We start from the raw sequence: 13,554 nt of genomic DNA, 5'->3' as shown, positions 1-13,554 counted from the left end.
GTAGTTCGCATCCCCGACTACCGCAATCTGGTGCCGAATTGCGTCAGGAGAGGGCGGAGCGAAGCGTGCGAGCGGCCGCTTCGGGGTCTTCGGCCTCGGTGATCGCCCGGACGACGACGATCCGCGACGCGCCGGCGTCCAGGACCTCGGGCAGCCGGTCGGCGTCGATCCCGCCGATCGCGAACCACGGTCGCGACGTCCCCAGCGCGGCGGTGGAGCGCACCAGGTCGAGCCCCGGGGCGGACCGGCCCGGCTTCGTCGGGGTCGGCCAGCAAGGGCCGGTGCAGAAGTAGTCCACGCCGGGCTCCCCGGCCGCGGCCCCGGCCTGTTCGGCCGAATGGGTGGACCGGCCGATCACCACGTCGTCGCCGAGGACCCGGCGGGCGAGCGACACCGGGATGTCGTCCTGGCCGAGGTGCAGCACGTGCGCGCCGACGGCGAGCGCGACGTCCGCGCGGTCGTTCACCGCCAGCAGCTTGTCGTGCTTCTCGCACGCCTCCGCCAGCACTTCCAGTGCGGCGATCTCGTGTTTCGCCTCGATCGGGGCACCGCCGGTCTTGTCCCTCAGCTGGATGATGTCGACGCCGCCCGCCAACGCCGCGTCGGCGAATTCGGCGAGGTCGCCGCGGCCGGACCGGGCGTCGGTGCAGAGGTACAGGCGGGCGTCCGCGAGCCGGGCGCGGATCAGCGAACCAGACAGGGTGGGCATGGCGGCGACGGTACCCGCGCGCTACGGTGGGGTTGTCCGCACGGGAGCCCGAGGACGGGCTGAGAGGGAGCCGAGACCGCTCCGACCGTGGAACCTGATCCGGGTCATGCCGGCGCAGGGAGCGTGCGTTCATGAGAGAACTTTCGGTTGTCGGCGGCGGGGTCATCGGCCTCTCGGTCGCTTGGCGCGCGTCCGCGCGCGGCCACCGCGTCACCGTGTACGACCCCGAGCCGGGGCGCGGCGCGTCGTGGCTCGCGGGCGGCATGCTCGCGCCGGTCACGGAAGCCTGGCCCGGCGAAGAGGACGTCCTCTCACTCGGTGAAGCGTCGCTTCGGCGCTGGCCTGATTTCGCCCGTGACCTGGCCGAAGAGGGCATCGACCCGGGCCTTTCGCCGCACGGCACGCTCGTCGTCGCGCTGGACAGCGCCGACGCGGGCAACCTCGAGATGCTCGCCGCGTACCTCACCGAACTCGGCCGCGAGGCCGAGCAGCTGACCGGCCGCGAGGCCCGCCGCGCCGAACCCGGTCTCGCCGGGTCCGTCCGAAGTGGACTGCTGGTACCCGGCGATCTGGCCGTGGACAACAGAAGGCTGCTGCACGCGCTCGCGCACGCCTGCGGCAGGCACGGGGTCGAGTTCCGCCACGAGACGGTCGCGGATCTCGAAACCCTCAACGGTGACGTCGTCCTCGCCGCGGGCGCCTGGACCGGACGCCTGCACCCCGCGCTCGCCGACGCCGTCCGCCCGCTGAAGGGCGAGATCCTCCGCCTGCGGCCGCGGCGGGGCTGCCTGCCGCCACCGAAGCGGACCGTCCGCGCGATGGTCGAGGGCCGCCCGATCTACCTCGTCCCGCGTGACGACGGCCAGCTCGTGCTCGGCGCGACCCAGTACGAGGCGGGTTTCGACGAGACCGTCACCGTCCGGGGCGTTCGTGAGCTGCTCGAAGGCGCGGAGCGCGTCTTCCCTGGCATCACCGAGTACGAACTCGTCGAGACCGCTGCCGGGCTTCGCGCGGCGAGCGTCGACACGATGCCTTTCATCGGTGAGCTGGGCGAAGGCGTCTTCGCCGCGACAGGTCACCATCGCAACGGCCTCCTGATGGCCCCGGTCACCGCGGACGCCGCGGTCGCCTGGCTGGACGGCGTGCCGTTGCCGGACGAGGTCGCGGCGGCAACGCCGTCGCGGCGAAGCGAGGAGCGGGTGTGATGGAGATCCAGGTCAACGGCCAGTGGCGTGAATTCCCCGACGGGACCACCGTCGAAGGCGTACTGGAGGCACTGGGCACGGCGACGAAAGGTGTCGCGGTCGCGGTGGACGGCGTCGTCGTCCGGCGCGGCGAATGGCCGGAAGCGGTGGTGCGCAAGGGCGCCAGCGTCGACATCCTCACCGCTGTGCAAGGAGGCTGACATGAATGGTGACGACCTCGTCATCGGCGAGCACAAGCTCTCGTCGCGGTTGATCATCGGCACCGGCGGCACGTCGAACCTCGCCGTCCTGGAACGCGCGCTGGTGGCGTCCGGAACGGAACTGACCACCGTCGCGATGCGCAAAGCCGACGCCGAAGGCGGCTCCGGTGTCCTCGAACTGCTTCGGCGGCTCGGCATCAGGCTGCTGCCCAACACCGCCGGGTGCCGGACGGCCGCCGAAGCGGTCCTCACCGCCCAGCTCGCCCGCGAAGCGCTCGAAACCGACCTCATCAAGCTGGAGGTCCACGCCGACGACCGCACGCTGCTGCCGGACCCGTTCGAGACCGTCGAAGCGGCCGAACAGCTCGCCGCGGAGGGCTTCACCGTGCTGGCGTACACCAACGACGACCCGGTGCTGGCGCTGCGGCTGGAGGAGGCGGGCTGCGCGGCCGTGATGCCGCTCGGCGCGCCCATCGGCACCGGTCTCGGCATCCGGAACCCGCACAACATCGAGCTGATCGTGTCGCGCGCGGGAGTCCCGGTGATCCTCGACGCCGGTATCGGCACGGCTTCCGACGCGACGCTGGCGATGGAGCTCGGCTGCGACGCCGTCCTGCTCAGCACCGCCGTGACCAGGGCCGCGGACCCGGAACGGATGGCGTCGGCGATGCGGGCCGCGGTCACCGCCGGACGGCTCGCCGCCGGTGCGGGACGGATTCCCCAGCGGTTCTGGGCGCACGCTTCGAGCCCGCCTCGATAACCCTTTTGTACGGTTCACGGCCTTCACGGCGAGTCCGCCCCGTCAGCCCGTATGGTTGACGGCACTTTCCGGAGGCGCACCCGCCGCCGTGTACCCAGAGGAGCCAGTGGTGACCACGTCAGCGGTCCAGGATGTTTCGGGCAGGTTGTTCCTGGCGGTGGGCCGATTGTCCCGGTCACTGCGCCAGGCGGGCGTGCCCGGTCCCGGCCACGGCGCGATCTCGGCGCTCGCCACGCTCGTGAACTACGGCCAGCTCCGCCTGGGTGATCTCGCGGCGAAGGAAGGCGTCGCCGCGGCCACCATGTCGAGGATCGTCGCTTCGCTGGTCGAAGCGGGCTACGTCAGCCGTGAATCGGACCCGATCGACAGGCGCGCCTGGCTCGCGGAGGCCACCGAAGAAGGCGAGAGGCTGGTTTCCGGTGTCCGGTCGACTCGGGTGAACGAGCTGGGCAAACGCCTCGAACGGCTGACCCCGGAGCATCAGGCGGCCCTGGCGGCGGCTCTGCCCGCGCTCGAAGCGCTTATTGCTGACGAAGAGCGCTGACTTCGGCGCGAAGGGCGCGGAGCTCGTCGAGGATCTCCTTGTTCGCCACAGCCTGGGTTTCGGCCTGCTTCGCTTCTTCCTCGCGGATGTCCTGGCGCAGCTCGTCCTCCATCCCGCTCACCACCACGGCGATGAAGAGGTTCAACACCGCGAAGCTGGACACGAGGATGTAGACCACGAAGAACACCCAGGCCATGGGCGCTTCCTTCATGACCTCCTTGGCGATGTCCGGCCAAGCCTCGCCGGTCATCACCTGGAACAGCGTGAACAGCGAAGTGCCGAGGTCGCCGAAGTTCTCCGGCGAGATCGCGCCGAACAGCTTCGTCGCCATCACGCCCGCGACGAAGATGATCAGCGCGAGGAGCGCGGCGATCGACGCCATGCCGGGGATCGCCGCGAGCAGGCCGGTGACGACCTTCCGCATCGACGGCACGACCGAGATCAGCCGCAGCACCCGCAGGACCCGCAACGCCCGCAGCACCGCGAACGGGCCGGTCGTGGGGATCACCGCGATACCGACGACGACCAGGTCGAAGATGTTCCACGGGTCGCGGAAGAACTTCCCGCGGTAGGCGTACAGCTTCGCGCCCAGTTCGAGGACGAAGATCCCGAGCGCGATGTAGTCGACCGTGTGCAGCAGGCTTCCGTACTCCGCGAGCATTCTCGTGGAGGTCTCCAGGCCGAGGGTGACGGCGTTGAAGACGATCACCGCGATGATGAAGTGCTGGAAGCGGCGGTCTTCGACGACCTTGGCCACCGTTTCGCGTGCGGTCACGGCGCAGATCGTAACCGGACGGGTGCTCAGTGCTCCGGCGCAAGCCGCCAGAACGCCGAAACCGGACCGACCTTCGCGCCCATGGGATAGGCGTTTTCGACCGCGTGTGAAACGAACCACTTGCCGTAGCGGGCGGCCTCCACGACGGACATCCCCTTCGCGAGACCGGCCGTCAGCGCCGACGCCATGGTGTCCCCGGCGCCGTGGGTGTGCTGCGTCGCGAACCGCTCGCCCGGCAGTTCGACGAACGTGGAGCCGTCGAAGAGCACGTCGACGCATTCCGGGTCGGAGACGAGGTGACCGCTCTTCACGAGCACGTACTTGGGCCCGAGCCGATGCAGGACGACGGCCGCCTGATGCATCTGTTCGCGGGTGGTCACGGTCATCCCGGTCAGCAGGCGGACCTCGTCGAGGTTCGGCGTGAGGACGGTCGCACGCGGCAGGAGCTCGTCGCGCAGCGCGACCAGCCCGGCCTCGTCGAACAGCGGATGGCCGTGCATCGACGCCGCGACCGGGTCGACCACGAACGGCACCTTGGCGTCGCGGCCGATCTCGGCCTTGTCGCACGCCGCGGCGACGGCGTGGATGATCTCGGCCGAAGCGAGCATGCCGGTCTTGGCCGCGTTCACGCCCATGTCGGCCGCGACCGCCTCGATCTGCCCGGCGACGATGCTCGCCGGGATGTCGGTGCGGTCGTGGACGCCGAGGGTGTTCTGGACGGTCACGGCGGTGACCGCGACCAGACCGTGCACGCCACAGGTGAGGAACGTGCGCAGGTCCGCCTGAAGGCCGGCGGCACCGCCGGAATCGGACCCCGCGATGGTCAGCGCCGACGGCGGGCTCGGGTTCTCGCTCATGGACCCATTTTCCATGCGCGATCTCAGAGGGTCAGGACGAGCTTCCCGGTCACCCTGCCGCCTTCGCCGACTTCGTGCGCCTTCGCGACGTCTTCGAGAGGGAAGGTCTGGTCGACGTGGACGCGCAATTCACCCTTCTCGATCAGGCCGGTCAGGGCCAGCAGGCCGATCTCGTCGGGTTCGGCGAGCATTCCCGACGTCCGCACGCCCAGCTTCTCGGCCTTCGCGGCGACAGCCTCGCTCACGCCGCCCGGGACCGAGACGAGCAGGCCGCCCGGTTTCACCGCGTCCAGCCAGCGCAGGTCGCTCCGCTCCCCGACCAGCCCGAACACGACGTCCACGCCGGCCGCCGTCGCGGTCTCGTCGCGGTAGTCGATCGGCTCGTCGACACCGAGCTCGCGGAGGAAGTCGTGCTTCCCGGCGCTCGCCGTGCCCAGGACGTACGCGCCGCGTGCCTTCGCCACCTGCACGGCGAGGTGCCCGACCCCGCCCGCGGCGGCGTCGATCAGCACACGCTGTCCAGGCTGGACGTCGGCGATGTCCACGAGACCCTGCCAGGCGGTGAGCCCGGCGAGCGGCAACCCGGCGGCCTGCTCGTGGGTGAGGTTCGCGGGTTTGCGCACGAACTGGCGGGCGGGGGCCGTCACGTATTCGCCGTAGCCCCCGGCCTGCCGGGGGAACCACGGGAAGCCGAGGACCTCGTCGCCGACGGCGAAACGCGTCGTGCCCACGCCGAGCTCCTCCACCACCCCGGACACGTCCCAGCCGAGGACGAACGGTGGCTCGCCCATGAAGACGCCGTAGGCCCGGGTCTTCCAGTCGACCGGGTTGATCCCGGCCGCGCGCACGCGTACGAGTACCTCCGTCGGGCCGGGGGACGGCCGATCGGTTTCGGTCACCTCCAGCACTTCCGGGCCACCAAGCCGCTGCTGGGTCACGACGCGCATCGAAAGCTCCTCCGTTGTTGGTGCTCTCCATGTTCGGCCGCGTGGTCTCTTTTCGCTAGAAGGCACTTAAAGGTAAACTAGGTACCTGATGGAAACCACCTGTGAAGTGCCGGAATCCCCGTGGGACATCTACCTGCGGAACTGCCCGTGCCGAGACGTCCTCGACCTGCTCGCCAACAAGTGGACCGCGCTGGTGCTCGGCGCGCTGACGAGGCGGCCCCACCGGTTCGGCGAACTGCGCCGCGCCGTCGGCGGGATCAGCCAGAAGATGCTGACGCAGAACCTGCGCGCCTTCGAACGCGACGGCCTGGTCACGCGCACGGTCTTCCCGACCACGCCGCCGACCGTCGAGTACGCGCTGACCGAGCGCGGGGCGAGCGCGGGCACGCTGCTCATGGCGGTCAGCGAATGGTCGGTCGCCAACTTCGACGGGATCCTCGAATCGCGTCAGGAGTACGACTCGCGGGTGATGGAGCCCGTCGGCTGAAGTCCTTCGCGGGGGCACGCGGACTTCATCGGGAAGACAGTTCGGCGCACTAACTTGACGAACAATTGGTTCGAACAAGTTATCTGGAGGCTTTCGTGCGCAGAACGCTTTCCCTCCTGTCGGCACTGGTGGCCGTCGCCGGATTGACCTCCGGCGTGGCCACCGCCGCGGCCAAGACGCCGAAGGTACTGGTCATCGGCCTGGACGGGGCCCGCTTCGACAAGCTGATGGCCGCAGACACACCGAACGTCCACGCGCTGGTGGAGCGCGGCTACGCCTCGCGCAGTTCGCTGTACGGCAGCGGGATGGCGCCGACGGTGAGCGGTCCCGGCTGGTCCACGATCCTCACCGGCGTCTGGCCGGACAAGCACAAGGTGAGGGACAACTCCTTCACCGGCAACGACCTCGCCACGCATCCGAGCTGGCTCGCCCGCGCCGAAACCGCGAACCCGGCGCTCGACACCTACGCCGCGGTCGACTGGACGCCGATCGGCGACCGGATCCTGCGTACCGGCCAGGACCGCAAGTTCGTCCGGAACGGCGACAGCGACGGCTACGAGAAAACCGACGAACAGATCGCCGTCGACGCCGAGAAACACCTCAAGCAGGACAAGGCCGACGCCTCGTTCGTCTACTTCGGACAGACGGACATCGCGGGCCACGACCACGGCGCGGACTCCCCGCAGTACGAAGCCAGCCTGCGCACCGACGACGCGCTGATCGGCCGTCTGCTCGCCGCCGTCGAAGCCCGCGCGGACCGCGCGAACGAAGACTGGCTGATCATGATCTCCTCGGACCACGGCCACACGCCGTCGGGCGGGCACGGCGGTGACACGCCCGAGGAACGAATGACGTTCGTGATCGCCGCCGGTGGCACGGTCCCGGCCGGAACCCCCGCCGTGGCACCGAAGATCGTCGACATCGCGCCCACGGTGCTGCGGCACCTCGGCATCGCGGCTCCGGCTGCCTACGACGGCTACGCGCTCGGCGCCGCGCCCTCGGATGTCTTCGACACGGCCGTTTTGAAGGCACGGCAGGACGAGACCGGTGTCCCGGCGGGAGTACTCGGCTGGACGCACGACGCGCCGGGCGGCTGGACCGTGCGCAACGCTTCCGGCATGCCCGCCGGCGTGACGGAGTGGCAGGGCTGGTCCTTCACCACCGACGACTTCTGGACCCGCACCGCTCCCGGCCAGCAGCGCGAGGCGAACGCGCGGGCGCGCGGCGTCTTCGCGGTCGCGGACCCGGACGAGTGGGACGACAAGGGCTCACCTTCTTCGCGTGGGACCTTCGACTCTTCCCTGGTCTCGCCTTCGGCTGATGTCACCGGGAAGTCCACAGTGGACGTCTCGTTCGTCTCGCACTACCGGCAGGACGGGACGCAGCGGGGCGCACTGACGGCGTCGTTCGACGGTGGTCCGGAGCAGAACGTGCTGGCTTACGGGCCGGAATCCGGTACGGCGAACAAGGGCGGCGATGTGCTTTCGGTGCCGACGTCGGCTTCGGTCAAGGTGCCCGCCGGGGCTCGTTCGGTGAAGCTGACCTGGCGGCTCTACGCGGCGGGGAACAACTGGTACTGGGCCGTGGACGCTCCTCGCGTCACGATCCGGTAACGCGTGCAATGAAGGGGCCTTTCATAGCAAAATTTGCTATGAAAGGCCCCTTCATTGCACGCCTCAAGCGTCGCTGAGCCGCCAGAAGGGTGAAACCGGACCGACGCCCGCCCCCAGCGGATACGACTCCGCCACACACCGCTCGATGAACCGTTTGCCCTCGGCGACGGCGGTCGGCACGTCCGCCCCCTTCGCCAGCGAAGACGTGATCGCCGAAGCCATCGTGTCACCGCCGCCGTGCGTGTTCCGCGTGTCGAAGCGAGGCCCGCTCAGCTCCACCCAGGATTCGCCGTCGGACAAGAGATCCACACAGTCCTGAGCAGCGTCGAGGTGCCCGCCCTTCACCAGCACCCACTCCGAACCGAACTCCAGCAACGCCTCCGCCGCCTCGCGCTGGGTCGACGGCCCGGTCACGGAAACGCCGGTCAGCAGCCGCACCTCGTCCAGGTTCGGTGTGATCAGCGTGGCCCGCGGGAAAAGCTCGGTGCGGATCGCCTCCAGCGCCTCCTCGCGCAGCAACGCGTGCCCGGTCATCGAAGCGGCGACCGGGTCGACGACGAACGGCGTGTCCGACGAGCGTCCGATGTGGACTTCATCGAGTGTCTTCGCGACGGCGTTGATGATCTCGGCGGTCGCGAGCATGCCGGTCTTCGCCGCGTCCACGCCCATGTCCGTGGCGACGGCCTTGATCTGCCCGGTCACGACGTCGACCGGGATCTCGCTGAAACCCTGCACGCCCAGCGAGTTCTGCACGGTGACCGCGGTGAGCGCGACCATCCCGTGCACCCCGTTGGCGAAGAAGGTCCGCAGATCTGCCTGGATGCCCGCACCACCACCGGAATCCGATCCGGCGATGGTGAGGGCGGTCCTGGGGGTGGCTGTCACTGATTGACCACCGGCAGGTACACCTTGTTGCCCTGCTCGGCGAACTCGTTCGACTTCTCCGCCATGCCGGCCTCGATGGCCTCCACAGTGGACAGCCCGTGTTCGTCGGCGTACTTGCGGATGTCCTGGGTGATGCGCATCGAGCAGAACTTCGGCCCGCACATCGAGCAGAAGTGCGCCGTCTTCGCCGGTTCCGCGGGCAGCGTCTCGTCGTGGTAGGCGCGAGCGGTGTCCGGGTCCAGCGACAGGTTGAACTGGTCGTTCCAGCGGAATTCGAAGCGGGCCTTGGAAAGCTCGTCGTCCCACTCCTGCGCGTACTGGTGCCCCTTGGCGAGGTCGGCGGCGTGCGCGGCGATCTTGTAGGTGATGACGCCGGTCTTGACGTCGTCGCGGTTCGGCAGGCCGAGGTGCTCCTTCGGCGTGACGTAGCAGAGCATCGCCGTGCCGTACCAGCCGATCTGCGCCGCGCCGATGGCCGAGGTGATGTGGTCGTACGCCGGCGCGATGTCGGTCGCGAGCGGGCCGAGGGTGTAGAACGGCGCCTCGCCGGTCAGCTTCTCCTCGAGTTCGACGTTCTCCTTGATCTTGTGCATCGGCACGTGGCCGGGGCCTTCGATCATCACCTGGACGTCGTGTTCGCGGGCGATGTGCGTGAGCTCGCCCAGCGTCTCCAGTTCGGCGAACTGCGCGCGGTCGTTGGCGTCGGCGATCGAGCCGGGCCGCAGGCCGTCACCGAGCGAGAACGTGACGTCGTACTCGCGCAGGATCTCGCAGAGTTCGGCGAAATTGGTGTACAGGAACGATTCCTTGTGGTGCGCGAGGCACCAGGCCGCCATGATCGAGCCGCCGCGCGAGACGATGCCCGTCACCCGGCGCGCGGTCAGCGGGATGTACCGCAGCAGCACCCCGGCGTGCACGGTGACGTAGTCGACGCCCTGCTCGCACTGTTCGATGATGGTGTCGCGGTAGACCTCCCACGACAGCTTTTCCGGCTCCCCGTTGACCTTTTCCAGCGCCTGGTAGATCGGCACGGTGCCGACCGGCACCGGTGAGTTGCGGACGATCCACTCGCGGGTCTCGTGGATCCGCTTGCCGGTGGAGAGGTCCATGATCGTGTCGGCGCCCCAGCGGGTGGCCCACACCATCTTGTCGACCTCTTCCTCCACAGAGGACCAGACGGCCGAGTTGCCCATGTTGGCGTTGATCTTCACCAGGAACTTCTTGCCGATGATCATCGGCTCGGTCTCCGGGTGCTTGCGGTTGGCGGGGATCACCGCACGACCGCGGGCGACCTCGTCCCGCACGAATTCCGGCGAGCAGCGCTCGCGTGCCGCGACGTACTCCATCTCGCGGGTGATGACACCCTGTTTCGCCCAGCCGAGCTGGGTGTTGTGCTCACGACCGTCGGCCCAGCCGGCACGCAATCGATGCAGTCCACTGTGGACATCGATCTGCGCGTCGTCGTCGGTGTACGGGCCGGAGGTGTCGTAAACGTCGAAATGCTCGCCGTTCGAAAGGTCGATCCGCCGCGCGGGAACCCGGAGCCCGGATTCCGTCCGGTGGTAGATCTTGCGGGAACCGGTGATCGGCCCGGTGGTCACGGTCGGCGTGATGCCCTGGGCATTCTTTTCAAAGGCACTGTCAAGCGTCGTCAACGACGTTCACTCCCTACGCCGGCATTACCCGGTCAGGTTCATGCGGTCGGCGGCGCCGGGTCTTCCAGAAAAAGACTCCAGCCGCCCTCTCAGCCCGCCATGGCGCGAGCTCCCGCGTTGTTTGGTTGTGCCCCGACCATGCCACGCCGGGGCTCGGACAATCAACCCTCCAAGGCGACGGTCACTCCGAAGCCGACCAGAAGGCCGCCGGACGTGCGCTCCGGCCTCAGCTTGACGCGATCGCGGCGCAGCCACTCACCCAGGCGTGTGACCAGGAAGGCGAGCCAACTGGGGGAGGAACGAGATCGCGAACGCGCTCGCCTTCGGGTTGCTCACGTTGATCAGGAAGACCGCGCCCGCGATGCGCAAGATGTCGTAGGCGACCGGTGAGGCGACGAGGAGCGCGGTGAGACCGAAGACCGCGGCGAGCCCCCAGAACGCGATGCCCGCCTCGATACCCGCGACGGTGGCGGACGCGTTCCGGCGTGAGCCCTTCGCCGACTGCTTGATCAGCATCACCGTCGCCGGGCCGGGGACGAACGCCAAGAGGTTCGGCATGCCCCCGATCGCCGGCGACGGGGCCTGTCGACAGCAACGCGATTTCCGGGGCCGACATGTCGACAGCGTTAGCGGTTCACCGGTTTGGAGCATGTGCGCGCGGGGGATTCACGACACAATCCCGGAGGTTCTGCACCGTTACAGAAGTCTGGGGTGGATATGCGAAAACTCATGCTCCCGGCACTGGCAGGCGTGCTGGTCGCGGGGCTGGTCCCGGCGGTGGCCGCGGCACAGGGCGGTGAGGCGCCCGGTGCGCCCGGCGCCCATCCGAGCTGGCTCCCGGCGGACAAGACCGGGTTCGGCACCGCCCGCGAACGCGCGAGCAACGTCTGGTTCACGCTTCAAGGTGGCCGGCTCGCCGAGGTCTACTACCCGGATCTGTCCACGCCGAGCGTCCGCGCGCTCGACCTCGTCGTCACCGACGGGACGAGCTTCGCGACGGTCGATTCCTCGGCCAAGGCGCAGCAGGTGCGCCGCACCGATGGCCTCACCTACGAACAGACCATCACCGACGACCAGCGCCGCTGGAAGCTCCGCAAGACCTACGTCACCGACCCGGCGCGCGCGAGTGTGCTGATCGACGTCGACTTCGTTTCGCTGACCGGCCGTCCGTACCAGGTGTACGCGGTCGCGGATCCCGATCTCACGAACGAAGGATCCGACGACTCCGCACGCACCGATGGGGTGAACGCGGTCGCGTCCGACGCGAAGACCGCTGTCGCACTGACCGCGGAACCGGCGTTCTCTCGCACTTCCGTCGGCTACGCGGGTTCCTCCGACGGCATCACGCAGCTGACGAAGTCCTTCGCCCTCAAGGATTACGCGACCGCGGCCAAGGGCAACGTGCTGATCACCGGGCAGACGTCCGCCGACGGTGTCCGCTCACGGGACTTCACGCTTTCGCTCGGCATGGGCGCGAAGGACACCGACGCGCTCGCCACCGCGAAAGCCTCGCTACGGCGCGGATTCGCCGACGCCGCCCGCGCGTACGACCGCGGCTGGAAGCAGTACCTCCGCCAGGTGAAGGGCGCGCCGTCGTCGCTCAAGACCAAGCAGGAACGGGACCTCTACCAGGCGTCCGTGCTCATGCTCGCGGCGAGCGAGGACAAGATCCACCAGGGGGCGCTCATCGCGTCGCCGAGTATGCCGTGGAGGTTCGGGAACAACGACCCGGAATGGTCGCCGTCGGGCACCTATCACCTGGTCTGGCCGCGCGACCTCTACCAGATCGCGACCGGCCTGCTCGCCGCCGGCGACCGCGACGCCGCCAACCGGTCGATCGACTACATGTTCGGCACGCAGCAGCTGCCGGACGGGCATCTGCCGCAGAACAGCCACGTCGACGGCACGCCGTACTGGACCTCCATCCAGCTCGACGAGACCGCGCTGCCGATCGTGCTCGCCCAGCAGCTCGGCCGCACCGACGCCAAGACCTGGACGGGTGTGCGCAAGGCGGCGGAATTCCTCTTGTCCTACAAGGCGGACAATGGGCACGCGTCGCCGTACAGCCAGCAGGAGCGCTGGGAAGAACAGGACGGCTACTCGCCTTCGACGATCGCCGCGGTGATCGCCGGACTGGTCTGCGCGGCCGACATCGCCAAGGCGAACGGCGCCGGCGCCGACGCGAAGCGCTACCTCGACACCGCCGACGCGTTCAAGGCGAAGCTCGCCCAATGGACGGTGACCACGAACGGCCCGCTGTCGAAGGACCCGTACTTCGTCCGGCTGACCAAGGACGGCAACGCGAACAACGGCACGAAGTACAACCTCGGCAATTCCAGCGTGACCATGGACCAGCGCGCCGTGACCGACGCCGGGTTCCTCGAACTGGTGAGGCTGGGCATCTACCGCGCCGACGATCCGGTGATCAGGAACAGCGTCAAGGTCACCGACGCCGACATCGCCTTCACCACCCCGACGGGTCAGTTCTGGCACCGCTACACGAAGGACGGTTACGGCGAGAAGGCGGACGGGGCGCCGTGGGACTACACGTTCCCGGCGGAAAGCCGGACCACTTTCGGGCGACTGTGGCCGCTGCTCGCGGGTGAACGCGGCGAGTACGACCTCGCCGCCGGTGACCGCGGTACGGCCGCGAAGCGCCTTCGCGACCTGGGGCGCGTCAGCAGCTCCGGGGACACGATGCCGGAGCAGGTCTGGGACGAGAACGCGCCTTCGGGGCAGCCTGGCTTCCCGGCGGGCACTCCGACGGCGTCCGCGACACCGTTGGCCTGGACGCACGCCCAGTACCTGCGGCTCGCGTGGTCGGTGCAGGCGGGGAAGGTGATCGAGCAGCCGCGGGTGGTGCGGTGCCACTTCCTGGGCTGCTGACCCTCGCGTGACGCCATGAAAGGTCCTTTCC

The 13,554-nt window shown here is 68.9% G+C and carries 14 protein-coding genes and 2 riboswitches; of the genes, 7 read left to right on the top strand and 7 right to left on the bottom strand.

The window, feature by feature from the left end; all coding sequences use genetic code 11:
- Positions 1-43 precede the first annotated feature (43 nt).
- A complete protein-coding gene (gene thiE / locus DL991_RS07070; protein ID WP_125782180.1) occupies positions 44-709 on the bottom strand; it encodes a thiamine phosphate synthase in 666 nt (221 codons plus the stop codon).
- A gap of 30 nt (positions 710-739) precedes the next feature.
- A riboswitch (TPP riboswitch) is annotated at positions 740-847 on the top strand.
- On the opposite strand from thiE, the gene thiO reads away from it, so the two are divergent.
- From thiO to DL991_RS07050, 4 genes are all read left to right on the top strand, one after another.
- Positions 841-1,914, top strand: coding sequence for a glycine oxidase ThiO (gene thiO / locus DL991_RS07065; protein ID WP_125782178.1), 1,074 nt, complete (start codon positions 841-843; stop codon positions 1,912-1,914). (Overlaps the previous riboswitch by 7 nt.)
- The gene (gene thiS / locus DL991_RS07060) at positions 1,914-2,114 is read left to right on the top strand and encodes a sulfur carrier protein ThiS (protein WP_005160548.1); all 201 of its coding nucleotides are present in this window, start codon (positions 1,914-1,916) and stop codon (positions 2,112-2,114) included. Before thiO ends, thiS begins: the two co-directional genes overlap by 1 nt.
- A gap of 1 nt (position 2,115) precedes the next feature.
- On the top strand, positions 2,116-2,874 hold the full coding sequence (locus DL991_RS07055) for a thiazole synthase (RefSeq protein ID WP_125782176.1): 759 nt from the start codon (positions 2,116-2,118) through the stop codon (positions 2,872-2,874).
- Between the two features lie 109 nt (positions 2,875-2,983).
- Entirely contained in the window at positions 2,984-3,418 is a 435-nt protein-coding gene (locus DL991_RS07050) for a MarR family winged helix-turn-helix transcriptional regulator (RefSeq protein WP_125782174.1), read from the top strand.
- On the opposite strand, the gene DL991_RS07045 is transcribed toward DL991_RS07050, so the two are convergent.
- The 3 genes from DL991_RS07045 to DL991_RS07035 are packed head-to-tail and all read right to left on the bottom strand — an operon-like array spanning position 3,396 to position 5,997.
- A complete protein-coding gene (locus DL991_RS07045; RefSeq protein ID WP_125782172.1) occupies positions 3,396-4,193 on the bottom strand; it encodes an ion transporter in 798 nt (265 codons plus the stop codon). The genes DL991_RS07050 and DL991_RS07045 overlap by 23 nt on opposite strands.
- A 26-nt stretch (positions 4,194-4,219) precedes the next feature.
- Complete coding sequence (gene thiD, locus DL991_RS07040; RefSeq protein ID WP_125683775.1) at positions 4,220-5,050, bottom strand: bifunctional hydroxymethylpyrimidine kinase/phosphomethylpyrimidine kinase; 831 nt, start codon at positions 5,048-5,050, stop codon at positions 4,220-4,222.
- A gap of 23 nt (positions 5,051-5,073) precedes the next feature.
- Positions 5,074-5,997 (bottom strand): NADP-dependent oxidoreductase, encoded by a 924-nt coding sequence (locus DL991_RS07035; RefSeq protein WP_125782170.1) that lies wholly within the window; start codon positions 5,995-5,997, stop codon positions 5,074-5,076.
- A gap of 88 nt (positions 5,998-6,085) precedes the next feature.
- Between DL991_RS07035 and DL991_RS07030 the strand changes: the two genes are divergently transcribed.
- Together DL991_RS07030 and DL991_RS07025 are read left to right on the top strand one after the other, a co-directional pair.
- Positions 6,086-6,484 carry a helix-turn-helix domain-containing protein gene (locus tag DL991_RS07030; protein ID WP_199746729.1) on the top strand — a complete coding sequence of 133 codons (399 nt, stop codon included), beginning with the start codon at positions 6,086-6,088 and terminating at the stop codon, positions 6,482-6,484.
- 95 nt (positions 6,485-6,579) lie between these two features.
- The gene (locus tag DL991_RS07025; protein WP_125782168.1) at positions 6,580-8,097 is read left to right on the top strand and encodes an alkaline phosphatase family protein; all 1,518 of its coding nucleotides are present in this window, start codon (positions 6,580-6,582) and stop codon (positions 8,095-8,097) included.
- 63 nt (positions 8,098-8,160) lie between these two features.
- Here DL991_RS07025 and thiD (DL991_RS07020) read toward each other — a convergent pair whose 3' ends face one another.
- The 3 genes from thiD (DL991_RS07020) to DL991_RS07010 all read right to left on the bottom strand — a co-directional run bounded on the left by thiD (DL991_RS07020) (position 8,161) and on the right by DL991_RS07010 (position 11,195).
- The gene (gene thiD / locus DL991_RS07020) at positions 8,161-8,982 is read right to left on the bottom strand and encodes a bifunctional hydroxymethylpyrimidine kinase/phosphomethylpyrimidine kinase (RefSeq protein WP_125782166.1); all 822 of its coding nucleotides are present in this window, start codon (positions 8,980-8,982) and stop codon (positions 8,161-8,163) included.
- Positions 8,979-10,583 carry a phosphomethylpyrimidine synthase ThiC gene (thiC, locus tag DL991_RS07015; RefSeq protein WP_125782165.1) on the bottom strand — a complete coding sequence of 535 codons (1,605 nt, stop codon included), beginning with the start codon at positions 10,581-10,583 and terminating at the stop codon, positions 8,979-8,981. The genes thiD (DL991_RS07020) and thiC overlap by 4 nt, the downstream gene beginning before the upstream one ends.
- A 47-nt stretch (positions 10,584-10,630) precedes the next feature.
- Positions 10,631-10,763: riboswitch (TPP riboswitch) on the bottom strand.
- Between the two features lie 129 nt (positions 10,764-10,892).
- Complete coding sequence (locus DL991_RS07010) at positions 10,893-11,195, bottom strand: LysE family translocator (RefSeq protein WP_233598696.1); 303 nt, start codon at positions 11,193-11,195, stop codon at positions 10,893-10,895.
- A gap of 159 nt (positions 11,196-11,354) precedes the next feature.
- On the opposite strand from DL991_RS07010, the gene DL991_RS07005 reads away from it, so the two are divergent.
- Positions 11,355-13,523 carry a glycoside hydrolase family 15 protein gene (locus DL991_RS07005; protein WP_125782293.1) on the top strand — a complete coding sequence of 723 codons (2,169 nt, stop codon included), beginning with the start codon at positions 11,355-11,357 and terminating at the stop codon, positions 13,521-13,523.
- Positions 13,524-13,554: the final 31 nt, after the last annotated feature.

Source organism: Amycolatopsis sp. WAC 01375, assembly GCF_003947325.1.
Lineage (GTDB): Bacteria > Actinomycetota > Actinomycetes > Mycobacteriales > Pseudonocardiaceae > Amycolatopsis.
This window is presented reverse-complemented; position numbering and strand designations above follow the sequence as displayed.